Source organism: Promicromonospora alba, assembly GCF_042654905.1.
In the GTDB taxonomy this organism is placed as follows: Bacteria; Actinomycetota; Actinomycetes; order Actinomycetales; family Cellulomonadaceae; genus Promicromonospora; species Promicromonospora alba.
Map to the genome: position 1 here is coordinate 981862 of NZ_JBHSFI010000005.1, position 20198 is coordinate 1002059.

At 71.2% G+C, this 20198-nt stretch carries 19 protein-coding genes; 13 read left to right on the top strand and 6 right to left on the bottom strand.

Annotated features, from left to right (window positions below):
- Positions 1–63 precede the first annotated feature (63 nt).
- Positions 64–822 carry an SOS response-associated peptidase gene (locus tag ACFO6V_RS19340; protein ID WP_377138068.1) on the top strand — a complete coding sequence of 253 codons (759 nt, stop codon included), beginning with the start codon at positions 64–66 and terminating at the stop codon, positions 820–822.
- A gap of 164 nt (positions 823–986) precedes the next feature.
- Here the strand turns inward: ACFO6V_RS19340 and ACFO6V_RS19345 are convergent, their stop codons facing one another.
- Positions 987–1658 carry an HAD family hydrolase gene (locus ACFO6V_RS19345; RefSeq protein WP_377138070.1) on the bottom strand — a complete coding sequence of 224 codons (672 nt, stop codon included), beginning with the start codon at positions 1656–1658 and terminating at the stop codon, positions 987–989.
- Positions 1659–1910: 252 nt separating this feature from the next.
- Between ACFO6V_RS19345 and ACFO6V_RS19350 the strand changes: the two genes are divergently transcribed.
- The 3 genes from ACFO6V_RS19350 to ACFO6V_RS19360 all read left to right on the top strand — a co-directional run bounded on the left by ACFO6V_RS19350 (position 1911) and on the right by ACFO6V_RS19360 (position 6699).
- On the top strand, positions 1911–3950 hold the full coding sequence (locus ACFO6V_RS19350; protein WP_377138072.1) for an acyltransferase family protein: 2040 nt from the start codon (positions 1911–1913) through the stop codon (positions 3948–3950).
- 188 nt (positions 3951–4138) lie between these two features.
- Positions 4139–5851, top strand: a complete 1713-nt coding sequence (locus ACFO6V_RS19355; protein ID WP_377138074.1) for a lysyl oxidase family protein — start codon at positions 4139–4141, stop codon at positions 5849–5851.
- Between the two features lie 59 nt (positions 5852–5910).
- Entirely contained in the window at positions 5911–6699 is a 789-nt protein-coding gene (locus tag ACFO6V_RS19360; protein WP_377138076.1) for a crotonase/enoyl-CoA hydratase family protein, read from the top strand.
- 93 nt (positions 6700–6792) lie between these two features.
- Here ACFO6V_RS19360 and ACFO6V_RS19365 read toward each other — a convergent pair whose 3' ends face one another.
- The 3 genes from ACFO6V_RS19365 to ACFO6V_RS19375 all read right to left on the bottom strand — a co-directional run bounded on the left by ACFO6V_RS19365 (position 6793) and on the right by ACFO6V_RS19375 (position 9205).
- Positions 6793–7860, bottom strand: coding sequence for an adenylate/guanylate cyclase domain-containing protein (locus tag ACFO6V_RS19365; protein WP_377138078.1), 1068 nt, complete (start codon positions 7858–7860; stop codon positions 6793–6795).
- A 66-nt stretch (positions 7861–7926) separates the two neighbouring features.
- Positions 7927–8223, bottom strand: coding sequence for a hypothetical protein (locus tag ACFO6V_RS19370; RefSeq protein ID WP_377138079.1), 297 nt, complete (start codon positions 8221–8223; stop codon positions 7927–7929).
- Positions 8224–8353: 130 nt separating this feature from the next.
- Complete coding sequence (locus ACFO6V_RS19375) at positions 8354–9205, bottom strand: biotin--[acetyl-CoA-carboxylase] ligase (RefSeq protein WP_377138081.1); 852 nt, start codon at positions 9203–9205, stop codon at positions 8354–8356.
- A 119-nt stretch (positions 9206–9324) separates the two neighbouring features.
- Here ACFO6V_RS19375 and ACFO6V_RS19380 point away from each other — a divergent pair, with 119 nt between their 5' ends.
- The 5 genes from ACFO6V_RS19380 to ACFO6V_RS19400 all read left to right on the top strand — a co-directional run bounded on the left by ACFO6V_RS19380 (position 9325) and on the right by ACFO6V_RS19400 (position 14339).
- Positions 9325–10923: an acyl-CoA carboxylase subunit beta gene (locus ACFO6V_RS19380; protein ID WP_377138083.1), complete on the top strand. Its 1599-nt coding sequence runs from the start codon at positions 9325–9327 to the stop codon at positions 10921–10923.
- 41 nt (positions 10924–10964) lie between these two features.
- On the top strand, positions 10965–11489 hold the full coding sequence (locus ACFO6V_RS19385) for a hypothetical protein (protein WP_116674032.1): 525 nt from the start codon (positions 10965–10967) through the stop codon (positions 11487–11489).
- Entirely contained in the window at positions 11486–11725 is a 240-nt protein-coding gene (locus tag ACFO6V_RS19390; protein ID WP_377138085.1) for an acyl-CoA carboxylase epsilon subunit, read from the top strand. The genes ACFO6V_RS19385 and ACFO6V_RS19390 overlap by 4 nt, the downstream gene beginning before the upstream one ends.
- Positions 11726–11792: 67 nt before the next feature.
- Complete coding sequence (locus ACFO6V_RS19395; protein WP_377138086.1) at positions 11793–13475, top strand: DUF885 domain-containing protein; 1683 nt, start codon at positions 11793–11795, stop codon at positions 13473–13475.
- Positions 13476–13622: 147 nt separating this feature from the next.
- Positions 13623–14339: a Maf family protein gene (locus tag ACFO6V_RS19400; protein ID WP_377138088.1), complete on the top strand. Its 717-nt coding sequence runs from the start codon at positions 13623–13625 to the stop codon at positions 14337–14339.
- A 57-nt stretch (positions 14340–14396) separates the two neighbouring features.
- Here ACFO6V_RS19400 and ACFO6V_RS19405 read toward each other — a convergent pair whose 3' ends face one another.
- The gene (locus ACFO6V_RS19405) at positions 14397–14717 is read right to left on the bottom strand and encodes a hypothetical protein (protein WP_377138090.1); all 321 of its coding nucleotides are present in this window, start codon (positions 14715–14717) and stop codon (positions 14397–14399) included.
- Between the two features lie 392 nt (positions 14718–15109).
- Here ACFO6V_RS19405 and ACFO6V_RS19410 point away from each other — a divergent pair, with 392 nt between their 5' ends.
- From ACFO6V_RS19410 to ACFO6V_RS19425, 4 genes are all read left to right on the top strand, one after another.
- The gene (locus ACFO6V_RS19410) at positions 15110–16909 is read left to right on the top strand and encodes an acetyl/propionyl/methylcrotonyl-CoA carboxylase subunit alpha (RefSeq protein WP_377138092.1); all 1800 of its coding nucleotides are present in this window, start codon (positions 15110–15112) and stop codon (positions 16907–16909) included.
- Between the two features lie 124 nt (positions 16910–17033).
- Complete coding sequence (locus tag ACFO6V_RS19415) at positions 17034–17498, top strand: hypothetical protein (RefSeq protein ID WP_377138094.1); 465 nt, start codon at positions 17034–17036, stop codon at positions 17496–17498.
- A gap of 77 nt (positions 17499–17575) precedes the next feature.
- Positions 17576–18076: an NUDIX domain-containing protein gene (locus tag ACFO6V_RS19420; protein ID WP_377138096.1), complete on the top strand. Its 501-nt coding sequence runs from the start codon at positions 17576–17578 to the stop codon at positions 18074–18076.
- Positions 18077–18085: 9 nt separating this feature from the next.
- Positions 18086–18550, top strand: coding sequence for a hypothetical protein (locus ACFO6V_RS19425; protein ID WP_377138098.1), 465 nt, complete (start codon positions 18086–18088; stop codon positions 18548–18550).
- Between the two features lie 42 nt (positions 18551–18592).
- Here ACFO6V_RS19425 and ACFO6V_RS19430 read toward each other — a convergent pair whose 3' ends face one another.
- A complete protein-coding gene (locus ACFO6V_RS19430; protein ID WP_377138100.1) occupies positions 18593–20149 on the bottom strand; it encodes an NAD(P)H-quinone dehydrogenase in 1557 nt (518 codons plus the stop codon).
- Positions 20150–20198: the final 49 nt, after the last annotated feature.

The window sequence follows — 20198 nt, forward strand, 5'->3', positions numbered from 1 at the left end:
CGCCTCGCGTGCGCCTCGATCACCGGGCCCGCGAGTGTCAGTGGCTCAGGGCATGCTGGTCCTATGTGCGGACGCTTTGCCTCTTTCACGGACACCCAGGACCTCGCTGACGAGCTCGCGATCGCCGAGCTCGCCGAGGACGCGCGGCTCTTGCCGCCGTCCTGGAACGTGGCGCCCACCGACCCAGTGCGGATAGTGGTCGAGCGCGCCGCCAAGGGCTCGACGGAGGTGACGCGGTCGATGCGGCTGGCGCGCTGGGGGCTCGTGCCGTCGTGGGCCAAGGATCCCGGCGTGGGCGCCCGCATGATCAACGCACGGTCCGAGTCCCTGCTCGACAAGCCGGCGTTCGCCAAGCCGTTCGCCGCTCGGCGCTGCCTGGTGCTCGCCGACGGCTACTACGAGTGGCGCAAGCTGATGTCGCTCACGGCGCCCGGTTCGAAGAAGGTCCCGAAGCAGCCGTACTGGATCCACCCCGCGGACGCCGGCGTGGCCGCCTTCGCCGGCCTGTACGAGTTCTGGCGCAACCCCGCGGCGAGCGAGACCGACCCGGACCGCTGGCTGGTGTCGGCCACCGTCGTGACCCGGCCGGCCTCGGACGCCATGGCGGCGATCCACGACCGCATGCCGCTCGTGCTGCCGCAGGACGCCTGGGACACGTGGCTCGACCCGGCGGTACGCGATGCGTCCGAGCTGTTGACGGTGGACAACGCGCCGCTGACCACGCGGCCGGTGGGTGACGCCGTCGGGAAGGTGCAGAACAACGGGCCGTCACTGATCGAGGAGGACCCGGAGCCGAGGGACCCGGAGCCCGTGCTGGTCTGATGAGTCTCCAGGAGGCGCTTAGCACTTCTTCGTTGCACATATGCGGCGAGCGGGTCGGGTGGCGGTAGGGGCTCGGGGGCCGTCATCCGGGGACCTCTCGGTGGCGTGGCTATGACGAGAGTGTCATGTCCGGTCGCCCGGCCACCGTTACAGGGGTCTGCCGCCTACCCGGCCAGCGGCATCTCGTCCAGCGTCCGGATGCGGTCCGTGACCTCCGGGTACCGGTCGTGCCGGTCCAGCAGCACCGCGCCCATTCCGGCGTCGAGCGGACCCTGGAAGTCCTTCTCGACGTCGTTGCCGACCATCAGCACGTCACCCGGCGCGACGCCGAGGACGGCACACGTCGCGGCGTACGCGCGGGGATCGGGCTTGCCCGCCGGCATGTCGTCCGACGCGACGACGACGTCGAGGTGCTCCGCCAAGCCCGTCCGGTCGAGCTTGTGCCGCTGGTGGGTCGAGTCGCCGTTGGTGAGCAGCGCGACGACGAGGCCAGCGTCGCGCACCCGGCGCAGGGCGGGCACGGCGTCGTCGAACGCGACCCAGGCGCGCTCGTAGCGGGACAGGTAGCCCGAGAAGAGCTCGTCCGCCTCGGCGTCGGTGGCGTCAGCGCCCAGGAACTCGCGCACCCGGACGCGCCGCTGGTCCTGGAAGGTGATCTCGCGGCGCTGGTAGCGCGCGTAGGCCTCCTCCGCGATGGCGAGCCACGCGGCTGCCAGCTCTTCCACGTCGTCGAGGCCGAGCCCCAGCTCAGGGAGCCAGTCCAGGAGCGCCGTGCGCGAGGCGCCCTCCTGGTCCACGAGCGTGTCGTCGAGATCGAAGAGAACGACTTTCAGCACGTCCGCATCGTGTCATACAGCGACGCCCCGCCGAGCTGTGGGTTTGTACTGGGCTAATTTCCGATTAGGTTGCTGTGCCGAACGGAAACCACTGGACGGTGCGGGCGCAGGGCGCTCGGTTCCGCCTCTGACGGACCTGGAGTCATGACTACAACGACCGCCGCGCATTCCGCCGCCGCGCCACCCGCCGGAGCCTCCCCGGAGCCGACCAGAGAGAGGCGCGACACCGGGCCTCGGGACTCCGTCGGGACCGTGACCAGGCGCTTTCTGCCGGAGGTCCAGGCGCTCCGCGCCCTGGCTGTCGCGCTGGTCGTGATCTACCACCTCCGACCGGATGTCATCCCGGGCGGATACATCGGCGTGGACGTCTTCTTCGTCATCTCCGGATTCCTCATCACGGGGCACATGCTCCGTGAGGTCCGGGCGACGGGACGACTGCGACTCGGCCACTTCTGGGCCAACCGGGCGCGGCGGATCCTGCCCGCGAGCCTTCTGGTCGTGGCGGTGGTGCTGCTGACCACACCCATCTTCATGCCCATCACGGACTGGGCGGAGATCAGCCGGCAGGGCATCGCCTCGGTGCTCTACGTGCAGAACTGGGCGCTGGTGGGCAACGCTGTCGACTACCTCGCGTCGGACACCTCCGCCACGCCGTTCCAGCACTTCTGGTCCCTGGCCGTGGAAGAGCAGTTCTACATCTTGTGGCCGCTGGTCGTGCTGGCCGCCGCAGTCGTGGCGCACCGGTCACGCCGCGGCCCGCGCGCCCTGACAGCTGCTCTGCTGGTCGCGTTCGGCGTGCTCATCGCCGCCTCCTTCGCGTGGAACCTCATCTCCGTCAACAACCAGGACCCCGCCGCCTACTTCGCCACCACCACCCGGCTGTGGGAGCTCGGCGCCGGCGGCCTGCTGGCCGTCACGCTCCGCTACACGGAGCGGTTCCGGCTCGCGCGATCGGCGCTCGCTCTCGCCGGGTTCGGCGCGATCGCCGTGGGTGCGCTGGCCCTGACAGCCAAGACGCCGTTCCCTGGCACCGCCGCGCTGCTTCCCGTGCTCGGCACGATGGCCGTGATCGCGGCCGGCCGCACCGCCGGTCTCGGGTCGCTGTCCTGGATCGTGGACCGCGCTCCGGTGCAGTGGCTCGGGAACGTGTCGTACTCCCTCTACCTGTGGCACTTCCCGGCCATCGTGTGGTTCACCGAGTACGCGGACGGTGAGCCCACCAAGCTCGAGAGCCTCGGGCTCCTCGGCCTGATGCTCGTCGCGGCCAGTGCCAGCTACACGTTCGTCGAGCAGCCGCTGCGGTCCACCGCGTGGCTGAAGAACCATGACCCGCGCTCGCTGGGCCTCGCCGCCACGTCGATGGCACTCGCCTGCGCCCTCACGCTGGTCCCCACGATGCGCGCGGCGGGCGTGGAGCGGGAGTGGGACGCGCTCGCCGACACCATCGACGTGTCCACCGAGATGGGCGGCAGCTACGGCGCGGCCGCCGCAGCGGACGGCGAGCTCGACGTGCTCACCAACGGAGCCACCGCCATCCGGCCGAACCCGATCAACGCGGAGGACGACACGGAGATCGCACTCCGGTCGCCCTGCGAAGAACCGGAGTTCAGCACCGGATCGAGCAAGGTCTGCGAGTACGGTGACCCGACGTCGGACACCGTCGTCGCGCTGATCGGTGACTCCCACGCCAGGATGCTCTCCACGCCGCTCGTGAACCTCGCCGAGGAGCGTGGCTGGCGTCTTCTCGGCTTCTACCACAACTCGTGCCCCTTCTCCTACGAGCAGCGCGACCTGAAGGCGGACTCGTGCAAGCTGCTCAACGAGGAGACAATGGAGCAGCTCCGGGAGGTCCGGCCCGACGCGGTGGTCACCTCGTACCTGGGCAAGAGCCAGTTCCGTGACACGGGCACGGGCATGGAGCCCGGCGTCAAGGGCTTCGCCGACCTCTGGAACGACCTGTACGCCCTCGGGGCCGACGTCTACGTGGTGAAGGCGGTGCCGGATGCCAGGCCGAAGGCCGCGGCCTGCGTGGCGAGGAACTACGACCGCCCCGAGCGGTGCGCGATCGACCGCGACAAGGTGATGGTCAACCGCGAGCTCGTCGACAAGGCCGCCGAGCTCGCACCGCACACCTCGGTGATCGACCTCACCGACTTCTTCTGCGGGCCGGACAAGTGCGAGCAGGTCGTCGGGAACGTGCTCGTCTTCCGCGACACCAGCCACATCACCGACGCGTTCGCCCTTTCCCTCCAGCCCTACCTGGCGCAGGCGATCCCCGCCCGCTTCCCCTGAGCCGTCCCGGCCGTCCTGTCCGCCCCTCACGTGGGGCGGGCAGGACGGCCGACTCGTGTCACCACACGTGCGCCGAGGGGGTGAACTCGACCCGCCCGGGCAACGTTTCCGCAGGCCCGAGCGTCCATAGGTGCGACAGGTTCCTCTGTCCTCACCTCACCCCTGGGGGATTAATGACCGCTCGCAGCTTGTCCCGTCCATCGCCACGCCTGCTCACGATGGGCATCGCCGCGACACTCGCGCTCGGGCTGCTCGGAGAGGGAGCCGCGGCCAACGTCGTGTCCGCCTCCGCAGCCACGCCTCCGGTCGGCGCCGCAGTGCCGACCACCACCGACTCCACCGATACTGCCCAGTCGTCCGCTCAACGCGGCCTCCGTATCGTCCCGACGGGCGACACCGTCCAGGGCTACACGTTCGACGGCTTCGTGTATGTCGACTCGCAGGTCTGGCTGGGCGCATACGGCGAGAGCCATGAGTTCCTGGCCAAGCGCGCGACGGCGTCGGCCCCCGCCGTGCTCACCAAGACGGTGATCCGCGGCAACAAGCGCACCACCACGAAGGTGCCCGCCGCTCTCGTCGACGGGCTCAACGGCCTCAAGAACGGCCTCACGGTCAAGATAGCCACGCCCAAGGGCAAGGTGCTGCTCGAGGAGACCCGCAGCCTCTGCCCCGGCGGGTGGGACCGCCAGCGGATCCAGCCGACCGGTCGCACGGAGCCGGTCTACCCGTCGCTCTGCGGCGGCAGCTGGTTCACGAAGTCGACGGTCTTCGGGATCGAGGAGGGCTGGGCGGCCCGGCTCGACGCCTTCTTCCAGGTGGAGACCAAGCGCACGGACCTGGTGATGACCACCACCGTCAATGACAAGGTCGCGAACCTCCTCGGCCTGCCCGCCAAGGGCCGTTCGGTGACGCAGAAGCTGAAGATCGTCGACGAGTGCGAGCTGTGGGGCTGCGAGGGTGTCGCGGACCAGCTCCTGGGCGAGTCGGCCGAGGGATTCAGCACCCTCGCGGGGCAGGACGCGCAGTCCACCCGGGCCGAGAGCCTGCGCGCCCAGGGTGGCGCCCACTCGGGCCACGCCGAGTCCTCGGGCACCGGCCACCCCGTGAACCTCTTCACCCTGGACAGCAGCCAGGCACACGGCGGCGACCACCCGTCGCTCGGCCAGGCCGGCACCACGCCGTCCACGAAGAAGCCTGCCAAGGACAGCCTCCCCGACCTCGTCTCCGTACCGGCGTGGCAGATCGGCAACGAGGTGGACGAGGCGGGTATCGACCGGCTCACCTTCAACGCCCACGAGTGGAACGCGGGACCCGGCCCCCTGGTCGTCGAGGGCTACCGCCGCGGCTCGGCCGAGGTCATGGACGCCTACCAGATGTTCTACCGGGACGGTAAGGAGGTCGGTAGCACGAAGACCGGCACCATGGAGTACCACGAGGCGCCGGAGCACGACCACTGGCACTTCCTCGACTTCGCGAGCTACGAGCTCGTGACCCCGAAGGGCAAGCTGGTGACGACCAGCGGCAAGCAGTCGTGGTGCCTGGTGCCCACCAACGCCGTGGACCTGTCCGTACCGGGTGCGGTCTGGCGGCCCGAGGCGACCGGCCTCGACAGCGCCTGCGGCGAACGGTCGGCCCTGTGGCTGCGCGAGGTCCTGCCCGTCGGCTGGGGCGACACCTACAGCCAGCACCAGACCCAGGCGTTCGACCTGACCGGTGTCCGCAACGGGACGTACCAGATCAAGATCACCGTGAACCCGAACGGCAACCTGCACGAGCGGACGACGTCGAACAACGTCAGCTACCGGACCGTCATCCTCGGCGGCACGCCCGGCGCACGCACCGTGAAGGTCCCGCCGTACGAGGGCGTCGACACGGAGGAGCCGGAGCTGGTGGAGAACTGACGCCGGCCCCGACCGCACGACCGCACCACTGATCGTGGGCGGTGCGTAGGCTGCGCCCCATGAGCGCCAGCACCACGCAGCCGACGGTCCCGTCCGGGAGCCGCATCACCTGCGGCATCTCGGACGGGATCGCCGACGTCCGCCTCGACAGGCCCGACAAGCTCAACGCGCTGTCGCTCGACATGCTCGGCGAGCTCAGGGCGACCGCGCGCAGGCTCGGGAAGACCCCGGGGCTGCGCGCCGTCGTCGTCTCGGGCAACGGCCGCTCGTTCTGCGCTGGGCTCGACCTCGGCGCCGCGGCCCGCAATCCGGCGGCGGTGGCGCGCGCCTTCGTGCCGACGCCCCGCGGCACCAACCTGTTCCAGGAGGCCTGCTGGGCGTGGCGGCGCCTGCCCGTACCGGTGATCGCCGCCGTGCACGGCCATGTGCTCGGGGCCGGCGTGCAGATCGCCCTCGCCGCCGACCTGCGCCTCACGACCCCGGACGCCCGGTGGTGCGTCAAGGAGGTCGAGCGCGGCCTCGTCCCGGACATGTCAGGGATCCGCGCGCTGACGCAGCTGGTGGGCATCGAGACGGCGAAGCGCCTCACCTTCACCGCCGAGGAGTTCACGGGGGCCGACGCCGGCCGGCTCGGCCTGGCCGGAACCGTCACCGGCTCGCCGCTGGACGAGGCCTTCGCGCTGGCCGGCCAGATCGCCGAGCGGCGCCCCGAGGCCGTCGCGGCCGCGAAGCGGCTGTTCGACCGCCGCTGGTCGTCGGGCGACCGGCGCACGTTCGCCGCAGAGCGCTGGGAGCAGCTCAAGCTGCTCCCGGGCGCGATGAGGGCGCTCCAGCGATCCGTGAAGTAGAGCGACTGTCCGGACGCGCGCTCTACCTCGGCACCCGAGCGCGCGCGAAGTAGAGGGTGCGTCCGGACAGGCGCTCTACTTCGCGGTCCGGGGTCAGCCCTGGTAGGCGCGCTGGAGGCGCACCGGCGCCATCGGACCGATGCCGGGGATCTCACGGACGGGCTGAGCCGTGAGCGCGTAGCGGGAGCTCGTCGCGAGCTTCGCCGCGGTCTCCTTGTCGACCAGGACCGTCGAGGGGTCCGACTGCTCGGTGAGGCGGGACGCGAGGTTGACCGTCGGACCGAAGATGTCGCCGAACCGGGACAGCACCCGCCCCCACACCAGCCCGACCCGCACCGGGATCTCCGGATCGCCGGGAGCCGCGGTGCCCAGGGCTACGCCGGAGGTCTCCGCCAGCCCGAGGGCCACCTCCGCGCCGGTGGAGATGTCGTCGGTCACGAAGAGGACCGCGTCGCCGATGGTCTTCACCACGCGGCCACCCGCGTTGACGATGATGTCGCGTGCGCCGGCCTCGAACCGCTGCACGAACTCCGCGAGCTCCTCCGAACCGAGCCCGGCCGTGCGTTTCGTGAACGAGACGATGTCCGCGAACCCGACGGCCCGCAGCAGGGGCAGCTGGTGGGTGTCGCTGCGGTCGTCCGAGTGCGCGCCCGCGAACTCGATGGCCATGCGCCCGGTGAGCGCCGCGAGCTGACGCCGCCACGCGTGCTCGAGCTGCCCCTGCAGCATCTCCGTCATCTCCGGGAGCTTGTCCAGGGCGAGCAGGCGGGCCGAGGTCTCGTCCAGCTCGTAGCGCCGCGCGAGATGCTCCACGAGCGCCTCGACCTGCCACAGCGCCAACCGGTCAGCCGTGTGGCCGACTGACCGGATGAACGTCATCTGGGCGCGCTCGTCCATCTGTTCCTCGTCGAACAGGCCCGCCGCGTCCTTGAGCGCCTCGACGTCGGCGTCGGTGAACCACGTCTCGGTCGGGTGGGTGACCGGCAGGCCGATCCAGCGCCAGTACCGGGTGACGAACTGCTCGTCGAGCCCCGTCAGCTCCACCACCTGCGACAGCGTGTACCGGCGGGCGCCGCCGAGCAGCGTCTCGTCGAGCCGGGCCGCGGTGTCAGCACCCGGTGCGTCGTGGTGGGTGTGAGAGGTTTCGGAATTGTGGAGCACGTCACCACTGTAGGCGGGCGGGGCTCATGCACCCGCATGGATCCGCGGGACGTCAGGCGCTGAGCGTCAGCCCACGAGCGTCAGCACGAGCGGGATACCCATGAGCACGAGCAGCATCCCGACGACGGTGACGACGTTCCACAGTCCCAGCCGCACACCGCGCACGCCGTCGTCGCGGGAGAGCAGGACCCAGACGACCAGGAGCCAGGCGATACCGGCCGCGACCAGACCCGCCGTCGGGGTTCCGTCGGTCTGGACGATCCCCCGGTCCAGGCGGACCGTGCTGATCAGGTACACCGCGACGATGGCCACCACACAGACGATCGCCTTGGCCACCCCGACCGTGGCTCGACCTGCCTCCATGGCGTCTCCTGCCGTCGCACGCCCGCTCTTGCCTGCCATCGCTCCGGCGGACATTACCGGAGGTGTCACGGCACGCGGCAGGGATTACCGCCCACTTCACCCCGTCTGACCGGCCAGTTCACCCGCAGGGTTACCGCAGGTGCCAGACGTCGCCTGCCGTCACCGTGCGCTCCTCGCCCGACTCCGTGCGGACCACCAGCGCCCCGGACCGGTCCAGACCGACCGCCTCGCCCGCCACCGTGCCCGCTCCCCCGGCGAGCTCGGCGCGGACGCGGGTGCCGAGCGTCGCGGACACCGCCGTGTACTCGTCCAGCAGACCGGCCGCCGCGGCGTCACCGCCCGCCTGCTCCCACCGCCGGACGACGGCGTGCACCTCGCCCAGCAGCCGCACCAGCACGTCGGTCCGGTCGGGCCGCGGGTAGCCCGCGAGCGCCAGCGACGTCGCAGTCGGCACGGGCAGCTCCTCGGCGGACTGCGAGACGTTGAGGCCGATCCCGAGCACCACGGCCAGCGCCTCCGACCCCGGCGTGCTCTCCGCCTCGGGGACCACCTGGGCGAGGATGCCCGCGACCTTGCGGTAGAGCCCCAGCCCGGCGATCGTGTCGACGGCGGGCAGCAGCACGTCGTTGGGCCACTTCACGGCGGCGGTGACCCCTCCGTCGGACACCGCGCGCACCACCGCGAGCCCAGCCAGCAGCGGGAGCCAGCCCAGTGCCTCGGCGGGGACCTGCGGGCGCAGCAGCACCGACACGGTGAGGCCGGCGCGCGCGGGCGTCTCCCAGGACCGTCCGGCGCGTCCCTTGCCCGCGGTCTGGTGCTCCGCGACGAGGGCCGACGGCGCCGGCCAACCGGCCGGGTCGGACCGGATCGCCGTGACGAGCTCGGCGTTGGTGGAGGGGGAGGTCTCGACGACCTCGACCCTCGCGAACCCCGGGACTGTCAGCTTGTCGCGATACTTGTCGCGAAACAAAGACTGGCGCATCCCTCCATACTCTCCCCTCGCCCCCGAACCTGCCCTTGGAGGAAACCCACAAGGGAGCAGCGTGACCCGCTGGATGCTCACGCATCGAGCGGGAGGCATCCGACAACTACGCTCGAACTGTGAACGACGCCATCACCACCCTTGCCGGCACGCGCGCCAAGCTCGACGACCTCGACGCCCGCCGGGCAGCCGCCATCGATGTCCCCGAGCAGACGGCCCAGGAGAAGCAGCACAAGCGGGGCAAGAAGACCGCCCGCGAGCGCATCGACGCCCTGCTGGACGAGGGCAGCTTCACCGAGCTGGACGCGCTCGCCAAGCACCGCAGCCGCAACTTCGGTCTGGAGAAGAAGCGGATAGCGGGCGACGGTGTGGTCACCGGCTACGGCACGATCGACGGCCGCCAGGTGTGCATCTACTCCCAGGACTTCACGGTGTTCGGCGGGAGCCTCGGTGAGGTGCACGGCCAGAAGATCACGAAGGTCCAGGACCTCGCGCTCCGCACGGGTGTGCCGCTCATCGGCATCAGCGACGGCGGTGGCGCCCGCATCCAGGAGGGTGTCGCGGCCCTGACCCAGTTCGCCGAGATGTTCCGGCGCAACGTGGCGGCGTCGGGCGTGATCCCGCAGATCTCCCTGATCCTGGGCCCGAGCGCGGGCGGCGCGGTGTACTCCCCCGCCCTGACCGACTTCATCGTGATGGCCGACCAGACGTCGAACATGTTCATCACCGGCCCGGACGTGATCCGCACGGTGACGGGCGAGGACGTCGACTTCGAGACCCTGGGCGGTGCCCGGACGCACAACTCGAAGTCGGGCGTGGCGCACTACATGGGCAGCGACGAGGACGACGCCATCGACTACGTGCGTCACCTGATCGGCTACCTGCCGCAGAACAACCTCTCCGACGCGCCGGCGTTCCCGCCGGAGGACGACGCTCCGCTGGAGGTCACCGACGACGACGAGGCGCTCGACGAGCTGATCCCGGACAGCGACAACCAGCCGTACGACATGCGCACGGCCATCGAGGCGGTGCTGGACCCGGAGTCGTTCCTCGAGGTCCAGCCGATGTTCGCGACCAACGTGCTGGTCGGGTTCGGGCACGTGGAGGGCCAGTCGGTAGGCATCGTCGCCAACCAGCCGCAGTCCATGGCGGGCACGCTCGACATCGACGCCGCGGAGAAGGCCGCGCGGTTCGTGCGGACGTGCGACGCGTTCAACATCCCGGTGCTGACGTTCGTGGACGTGCCGGGCTTCCTCCCCGGTGTCGGGCAGGAGCACCAGGGCATCATCCGCCGCGGCGCCAAGCTGATCTACGCGTACGCCGAGGCCACCGTGCCGCTGATCACCGTCATCACGCGCAAGGCGTACGGCGGCGCCTACATCGTCATGGGCTCCAAGCAGCTCGGCGCCGACGTGAACCTGGCCTGGCCGACCGCCCAGATCGCCGTCATGGGCGCGAGCGGCGCCGTGAACATCCTGCAGCGCGGCGCGCTGAAGACCGTCCAGGAGGCGGGCGGCGACGTCGAGGCCGAGCGCGCCCGGCTGACCGCCGAGTACGAGGACGCCATCGTCAACCCGTGGGACGCCGCCGAGCGCGGGTACGTCGACGCGGTCATCCGCCCGTCCGAGACCCGCGTGCAGGTGGTGCGTGCGCTTCGCGCGCTGCGCACCAAGCGATCTACGCTTCCTCCGAAGAAGCACGGCAACATCCCGCTCTGACCGATGCGCTGGTCGAGCTTGTCGAGACCCGGAGGAACTACATGACCCACGAGGACGCCACCCACGGCCCGGCGCCGATGGGCCGCGTCGACACGGAGCCGATGCACCGTGCCGTCGATGCGCTGGCGGCTGCGCTGCACGACTACGTGGGGACGGCTGTGGGCGTGCGCGCCGAGTTCGGCGCCGCGGAGGCGGACGAGGACCCGCGGGTGCTGGCCCTCGAGTCGAAGGTGGGGCACCTGAATGCCGCCCTCTTCGACACGCTGCACAGCTCGCTCGGCATGCACCCGGACCTCACGTCGTCGGTGTGGGAGCCGGAGGACGGCGCCGACCCCGACGAGATCATCGAGTCCGAGCTGCCCGAGGGCGGCGAGTCGTTCTACCTCGGCTTCGTCGTCGCGGCGCGCGGCGGTGACGCCAGCCTGGACGGCGTGATCGACCTGCTCGACGCGGCCGGCGAGTCCGTCGCGACGCACCTCACCGAGGGCGGCTACGACATCGCCGAGTGGGCCGCCTCGCGCGGCGAGGCCCCCGGTTTCGGTTTCTACGAGGAGGACGACGAGTGAGCTCCGAGGTACGTGTTGTCCGCGGCGAGCCCGACGACGTCGAGGTGGCCGCCCTGGTCGCGGGCCTCGCCGCCGTGGCCGCGGCGGGCCCCGAGCCCGACGACGCGGCGCCGCTGGACGAGTGGATCAACCATGCCCGGGTGCTGCGCGGGAACGGCGCGGCGACCGCCAAGAACTTCGGCGGACGGTCGGGACGGCACAACGCGGACGCCTGGCGCTGGAGCCTGCGCTCCTAGAGGGGGCCTGACCGAGCGGAGAATAACCTCTGCTCGGGAACCAGGGGGCCGCCGTAGGCTCGCCCCCATGACCTCCCCCACACGTACCCCTACAGCGATCGACGCCGTCGCCGACGACTACGTCACCCGCCGCACCGAGCTCTCCCCGATGTCCGCCACCGGCATGGGCCTGCCCGGCCACGACCACGAGATGGACGACCTGTCACCGGCCGGGCACGACGCCGCCGCCCAGGCGAACCGCGAGGTCCTCGCGAAGCTCGAAGGACTCGAGCCCGTGGACGACGTCGACCGGGTGACCCTCTCCGCGATGCGCGAGCGCGTGGGACTCGACCTGGAGCTGCACGACGCCGGTGAGTACCTCCGCAAGCTCAACAACATCGAGTCGCCCGTACAGGGACTGCGCGAGGTCTTCGACATCATGGCCACCGACTCGGTGGAGGCATGGGAGAACATCGCCTCCCGGATGAGCGGCCTCCCGGGCGCCGTCGACGGGTACATCGAGTCGCTCACCGCCGCCGCCGCCAAGGGTGACGTCGCCGCCGTCCGCCAGGTGCGTGAGTGCGTCACGCAGGCGCGAGGGCTGGCCGCCGGCGACTCGTTCTTCACGTCGTTCGTGACGGGTGAGGCCGCGAGCGCCACGCTCGGCGAGCGGCACGCGCTGTCGGGTGACCTGGTACGTGCGGCGCAGGGCGCACAGGCCGCGTACGGCAGGCTCGCCGACTTCCTGGAGCACGACCTCGCACCGCAGGCGCCGGAGGCGGACGCCGTGGGCCGGGACCGGTACACCCTCTGGTCGCGGTACTTCCTGGGCGCGAAGGTCGACCTCGACGAGACCTATCAGTGGGGCCTGGAGGAGCTCGCCCGGATCGTCGCCGAGCAGGAGTCGGTGGCGGCCCAGATCGCCGGCCGGGGCGCGACTGTCGAGGAGGCCGTCGCGGTGCTCGACGCCGACCCGTCGCGCAAGCTCATCGGCACGGCGGCCCTGAAGGCCTGGATGCAGGAGACCTCCGACGACGCGATCACCGCGCTGAACGGCACCCACTTCGACGTGCCGGAGCCCGTGCTGGACCTGGAGTGCATGATCGCGCCCACCCAGTCGGGCGGCATCTACTACACCCCGCCGAGCGACGACTGGTCCCGGCCCGGCCGCATGTGGTGGTCCGTGCCGTCCGACGTCACGGAGTTCAACACCTGGCGCGAGAAGACGACGGTCTACCACGAGGGTGTCCCGGGCCACCACCTGCAGTGCGGCCAGGCGGTGTTCGCGCGCGCGACGCTCAACAACTGGCGCCGGCTCGCCTGCTGGGTATCCGGCCACGGTGAGGGCTGGGCGCTCTACGCGGAGCGGCTCATGGCCGACCTGGGCTACATGGACGACCCCGGCGACCGTCTCGGCATGCTCGACGCCCAGCGGATGCGTGCCGCCCGGGTCGTGTTCGACATCGGTGTGCACCTGGGCCTCGAGGCGCCGGAGCAGTGGGGCGGCGGCACCTGGACCGCCGAGAAGGGCTGGCCGTTCCTCCTGGCCAACGTGAACATGCCCGAGTCGTTCATCCGCTTCGAGTTCAACCGGTACCTCGGCTGGCCGGGGCAGGCGCCGTCGTACAAGGTGGGCCAGCGGCTCTGGGAGCAGACGCGCGACGCCGCCAAGGCCGCCGCGGGCGAGAGCTTCGACGCCAAGGCATTCCACGCGCGGGCGCTCAACCTGGGCTCGGTGGGCCTGGACACCCTGCGCGAGGCCATGGCCTGACCTGCTCGTCGTGAGCGCGACCGTCGCGGCTGTGCGCCCGTTCCAGGCGCGACGGTCGCGCGCGCGACAAGAGGGTGACGTGGGTCACGCCGGGAGGTTTTGGAAATTGCCGTTTCGCGCGGCCAGTTTCTCGTTACTGTGGCGCGCGTGCCTCGCCTGGTCCTCGCCTCACAGTCCCCCGCCCGACTCGCGACGCTGAAGTCCGCCGGAGTCACCCCGGAAGTCGTCGTGTCCGGCGTGGACGAGGACAAGGTCCTCGCCGACGCCACCGAACGTTTCGGTGAGCTCGATCCCGCCGACGCCGTGCTCGTGCTGGCCCAGGCCAAGGCCGAGGAGGTGGCGTCCCGGCTGGAGGACGCCCGCGACAACGCCGAGTCCGGCGCGTCGGACGGCGACGACACCGACGGAACGCCGTCCGAGCCCGCCGAGAACCCCGCCGACGTCATCGTCGTCGGCTGCGACTCCATGCTGGAGTTCGACGGCGTCGTCGTGGGCAAGCCCGCCGACGCCGAGGCCGCGCGCGAGCGCTGGCGGTCGATGCGCGGCGGCAAGGGCGTGCTGCACTCGGGCCACTGGGTGGTCGACCTGCGCGACGACGACGCCGGGGGCACCGGCGGCACCCTCGGCTCCACGAGCTCGACCACTGTCTGGTTCGCCGACATCGACGACGACGAGATCGACGCCTACGTCGTCACGGGCGAGCCGCTGCACGTGGCGGGGGCGTTCACCATCGACGGCCTCGGCGGCCCGTACGTCGAGCGCATCGAGGGCGACCACCACGGCGTCGTCGGCCTCAGCCTGCCGCTGCTCCGCGAGCTGCTGGCCGAGCTGGGCGTCCCGTGGCGCTCCCTCCGCACATCGTGAACGTAGGCCTGGTCGCATTGGATCTTTCGAGCGTAGGAGTCGTCGCCGCATAGGAGCTCACCCAGCGACCACTCCTACGTTCGACGCCGGCGTGACGGCGGTGGGGTGGTCTAGGTGCACCCGTCCGGCTACCGGTGGGGTGGCCGGGCGCCAGCCGAGGCGGGTCAGGCGTTCTGCCATCTCGTTGCCGACGCTGCGTCCGGCGTCACCCAGGGCCCTGGCCGCCGGGAACCGGAAGACGATCAGCCTGCCGGTGGCTAGCAGCCCGTTCTGGCGTGCCGCGTCGTCGGCGAGCATCGCGTCCCCCGCGTGGAACGCACGCCCGTCGCTCTCGACCACCACGTACCGGCCGTCGGGCAAGGTCCAGACAAAGTCCACTCGCAACAGCGTCGGCACCGCCGCTGTGGTCGAACTCGCCGACCGATACCGCCGTCGGCCGCCCCCAGACGCCTGGAGGACTTCCAACCTCAGCGCAGTCTCCCCGGCCCGAACGTAGGCCCAGTCGCTCCAGTCCGCCGAACGTAGGCGTCGTCGTCCCAAAGTGGCCCATGCGGCGACCACCCCTACGTTCGACGACTACCCCTACATTGGGCAGCTCGCGGGGATCTGGGGGGTGTCCACAACCCCGCCCAGCCAATCCGACGGATCTGGCCGAACGCCATGTCTGAACCCTCCAAACGGCCCGCGTCGGGGTTGGTCTGCTCTCCAGACTTTTCGCCGCGTGGCCGGAGGCGGTACTTCGGTCGCTTATCACCGGGTTACGGTGAGCCGTGCCCAGTACCAGCCTGCCCCGAACCATCTCGAAGGTGCTCATCGCCAACCGCGGTGAGATCGCCGTCCGCGTGGCCCGTGGATGCGCCGACGCGGGGCTGACATCCGTCGCCGTCTACGCCGACCAGGACCGCGAGTCCCTGCACGTCCGCCTCGCCGACGAGGCCTTCGCGCTGGGCGGTGCCCGTGCCGCGGACACGTACCTGGACCCGGCCAAGCTGCTCGACGTCGCCCGCCGGTCCGGCGCCGACGCCGTGCACCCGGGCTACGGCTTCCTCTCGGAGAACGCCGAGTTCGCTCAGGCGGTCATCGATGCGGGGCTGACCTGGATCGGACCGCCGCCGTCGGCCATCAGGTCGCTCGGCGACAAGGTGAGCGCTCGCCACATCGCGCAGCGCGCGGGCGCCCCCCTGGTCCCCGGCACGCCGGACCCGGTCAAGGACAGCAGCGAGGTCAAGGCCTTCGCCGAGCAGTTCGGGCTACCCATCGCCATCAAGGCGGCGTTCGGCGGCGGCGGCCGCGGCCTGAAGGTCGCGCGCACGTTCGACGAGATCGACGAGATGTTCGACTCGGCGGTCCGCGAGGCGGTCGCGGCCTTCGGCCGGGGCGAGTGCTTCGTGGAGCGCTACCTGGACAAGCCGCGCCACGTCGAGACCCAGTGCCTCGCCGACACCCACGGCAACGTCGTCGTGGTGTCGACCCGGGACTGCTCCCTGCAGCGCCGCCACCAGAAGCTCGTCGAAGAGGCCCCCGCTCCGTTCCTCACGCCGGAGCAGGAGAAGTCGCTGTACGCGGCGTCGGAGGCGATCCTGCGCGAGGCCGGCTACGTCGGCGCGGGCACCTGCGAGTTCCTCGTCGGGGTCGACGGCACCATCTCCTTCCTCGAGGTGAACACGCGCCTCCAGGTCGAGCACCCCGTGACCGAGGAGGTCACGGGCATCGACCTGGTGCGCGAGCAGCTGCGCATCGCGGCCGGCGAGGCGCTCGGCTACCACTCCCCTGTGGTGCGCGGGCACTCCATCGAGTTCCGCATCAACGGTGAGGACCCTGCGAAGGGCTTCCTGCCGGCGCCGGGCCGCCTGAACACGATCGCCTGGCCGACCGGACCGGGCGTACGCGTCGACACGGGCGTCGTCGCCGGCGACTCGGTCTCGGGCGCGTTCGACTCCATGATCGCCAAGCTCATCGTCACGGGAGCCACGCGAACCGAGGCTGTCGAGCGGGCCCGCCGCGCCCTGCGCGAGCTCGTCGTCGAGGGCATCCCCACGGTGGTCCCGTTCCACAAGGCGGTGCTCGAGGCCGACGCGTTCGTGCCCGCCGACGGCTCGCCGTTCCGGGTACACACCCGCTGGATCGAGACGGAGTTCGCCGACACCCTCAAGACCCTGGCGCCGGCCCCTCCCGCACCCGTCGAGGAGGCGGAGGAGGTGACCGCCGAGCGCGTCGTCGTCGAGGTGGGCGGACGTCGGCTCGAGGTCGTGCTGCCCGCCGGTCTGGGTGTCGCCGCCGGTCGCGCGCGGACCGCGAACGCCGCCCGTCGTCCTGCCCGGCGAGTCGCCGGAGCCAAGACGTCGGGAAGCGCCGGGAACACGCTGGCCTCGCCCATGCAGGGCACCATCGTCAAGGTGGCCGTCGAGGACGGAGCGACGGTGGCCGAGGGCGACCTCGTCGTCGTGCTGGAGGCCATGAAGATGGAGCAGCCGATCCTGGCGCACCGCGCGGGGACCGTGCGATCGCTGACCGCCGAGCCCGGCGCAGGTGTGTCGGCGGGTGCTCCCATCTGCGAGATCGTCGACTGAAGCCGGGATTCGCCGCCTTCGCCGGGTGAATTCGCGAAGCGGGCAGGGTGAAAAAAGCCCAGCGGGTCGGTTTGCCTCCGGACCGCGGCCAGAATGTCGGTTCTGATCGGCTAAGTTCTGCGACGTGACACACGTCGTAGTACTGAGCCCCGAAGAGGCCATCGCCCTTGTCCGCCCGCGCAAGACGCTTCCGTCGTTCGTCAGTGACCTGACCTGCGACGAAGGGGTCATCTCGCTGACAGGTGACCTGCGTCGCCTGACCTATGCACCGCTGCCCGTCAAGATCGCGGCCAAGGCCGTCCCGGTCGTGCACGGCTCCGCCCGGATCACGTCGTTCGACCAGAACATCGCGGTGCTCCAGGTCGACGCCGACGCCGCCGGCCTGCCCGCCACGAAGCTGCTCCCGCTCGCTTCCGGGACCATCGCGAAGATGGCCCGCAAGAACGGGCTGCCGGAGAACGCCGTGCAGCTCCGCAAGGACGGCACCATCTCCCTCGACGTGCGCGCCCTGATGCGCGGCTCGTTCGCCGAGGTGACGGACTTCCGTTTCGAGGACGGCAAGGTCGTCGTCGAGGGTGTAGCTGCCTGAGCCCGAAGCGGAACCGCAGGCTCAGGCGGTACCGGTAGAGCCTGACACGCACCGCCCCGACCTGACAGACTGACGCAGTGCCGAACGCGACCGTACCCCCGACCGATCTGCACCGGCATGGCGGAGACGGCTGGGTGACCTGCGGGGACCACCGGCACTGGGGTCTGTTCGGGGCGGCCGGGCTGCTGCTCGTCCGCCGGGGCGCGGACGGGGCGCCGTCGGACGTGGTGCTCCAGCACCGTGCCCTGTGGTCGCACATGGGCGGCACCTGGGGCATCCCCGGCGGCGCCCTGGCGCCGGACGAGAAGCCGGCGGCCGGCGCCCTGCGCGAGGCTGCCGAGGAGGCGGCGATCGACCCGGCCGCCGTGCACGTCGTCGGCACGCACGTGCTGGAGCACCCTGCGTGGACGTACACGACGGTCGTGGCCGACGTCGCCCCCGGCTACCGCATCGAGCCGCGCGCGGCCGATCCGGAGAGCCTCGAGGTCCGCTGGGTCGGCCTGGCGGACCTCGGCTCGCTGACGCTGCTGCCGGCGTTCGGCGAGGCTCTGCCGCGGCTGCTCACGATGCTGGGTTAAGGTCGATTCGTGCACATCCGGATCGCGCCCGAAGAGGTGCTCGGCCTGGCGAGGATCGCCAAGCAGGCCCCGCCCGTCATCACCTCCGTCGTCGGCGACGGGGACGTGATCCGCGTGGTCGCGGACCTGCGCCGGCTCGAGGACCTGCCGGGCCCGCTCAAGCTGGCCGTAAAGATCGCGCCGATCGTGCGGGCCGACGTCAAGCTGGCCGCCTTCGAGCGCGGCGTAGCGACGCTCACCGTCGAGGTGAACGCCGCAGGGCTGCCGGCACACCGGCTGCTCAGTCTCGCCGCCGCGCCGATCGAGCACGAGGTCGCGAAGCAGGGCCTGCCGCCGGGCGTCGTGGACGTGCAGCCGGACGCCCGGATCGCCGTCGACGTCGAACGCCTGCTCGAGGCCAAGGTCCCGGGCCTGACGGTCTCGCACGTGAAGATCGAGGACGGCCGCATCATCCTCGACGCGAGCGTCGCCTGAGCCGGAGGTGCAGCGCAGGGTGAGGGCCGCAGAGCCTGAGCTCTACTTGCCTACTCGCGCGTCCAGGACGCGGGCGCCCTCGGCGATCGAGCCCGACAGCGACGGGTAGATCGTGAACGCTGAGGCCACGTCCTCCACCGTCAGCCGGTGCTGCACGGCCAGCGTGATCGGGAAGATCAGCTCGGACGCGCGCGGCGCCACCACGACACCGCCGAGCACCACGCCCGCCTCGGGGTGCGCGAAGAGCTTCACGAACCCGTCCTTGATGCCCAGCATCTTGGCGCGCGGGTTGCGCGCGAGCGGCAGCGTCGTCGTGATGAACTTGGAGTTCTGCGCGCGCAGCTTCTCCTCGCTGTAGCCGACGGTGGCGATCTCGGGCGCGGTGAAGATGTTGGACGCGACGGTGCGCAGCGCGAGCGGCTGGACGGCGTCGCCCAGGGCGTGCGCGACGGCGATCCGTCCCTGCATCGCGGCCACCGAGGCGAGCGGCAGCACACCCGTGCAGTCGCCGGACGCGTAGACGCCGCGTACCGAGGTGCGCGAGACGCGGTCCACGACGACGTGCCCCGACTCCGAGAGCCGGACTCCCGCCTCCTCGAGCCCGAGGCCCGACGTCGAGGGCACTCCACCGACCGCGACGAGCACGTGCGAGCCGTGCACCACGCGACCGTCGGACAGCGTCACCTCGACGCCGTCGTCCGTCCGCACGGCGCCCGCGGCGCGCGAGCGGGACAGCACCGTCATGCCGCGCGAGCGGAACACGCCCTCGAGCAGCTCGGCGGCGTCCTCGTCCTCGCCGGGCAGCACGCGGTCGCGGCTGGAGACCAGCACCACGTCCGACCCGAGCGCGTTGTACGCACCCGCGAACTCGGCGCCCGTCACACCGGAGCCCACGACGATCAGCCGCTCGGGCAGCTCGCGCAGGTTGTACATCTGCGTCCAGGTGAGGATCCGCTCGCCGTCCGGTACCGCGGTGGGCAGCGTGCGCGGGGTCGCGCCGAGCGCGAGGAGGATCGAGTCCGCCTCCAGCACCTCGGTGGCGCCGTCGGCCAGCTCGGCGACCACGCGCGCCGGCCCGTCCAGGCGCCCCTTGCCGTGGACGATCCGGATGCCCTCACGCTCCAGCCGGCCACGGATGTCGGCGCTCTGCGCCTTCGCGAGCGCGAGCACGCGCTTGTTCACGGCCTGGAGGTCCACAAAGTGCTTGCGCTTCTCCTCGGCCGTCCCGGCGGCGGACGCGGCCGCCTGCACGCCCGCGCCGCCCAGCGCCTGCGCGGGAGCCGCGTACGCGGACACCACGGGGATGCCGCCGGTCGCCAGCGAGACGTTGACGTCGGACAGCGGGTCCACCACGTCGTCGGGCATGCGGATGCCGAGCTCCGGGGCACGGTCGGCGATCGTCATCCACTCGGCGGTGGCGATGAGGGTCTTGGAGGGGACGACGTCGGTCAGGACCGCCGCACCGCCCATGCCCTGCTGCTCGACCACGGTGACCTGCGCGCCGTGGCTGCGTGCCACGAGCGCCGCCTCGTAACCGCCGGGTCCACCTCCCACGACGACGACGTGGGGCGGGACAACGGTGGGATCGAGGGGGGTCACGGTCTCATTCTCGCATCGTCCACGGCTGCCGAGGATTCCCAGGGGGGTG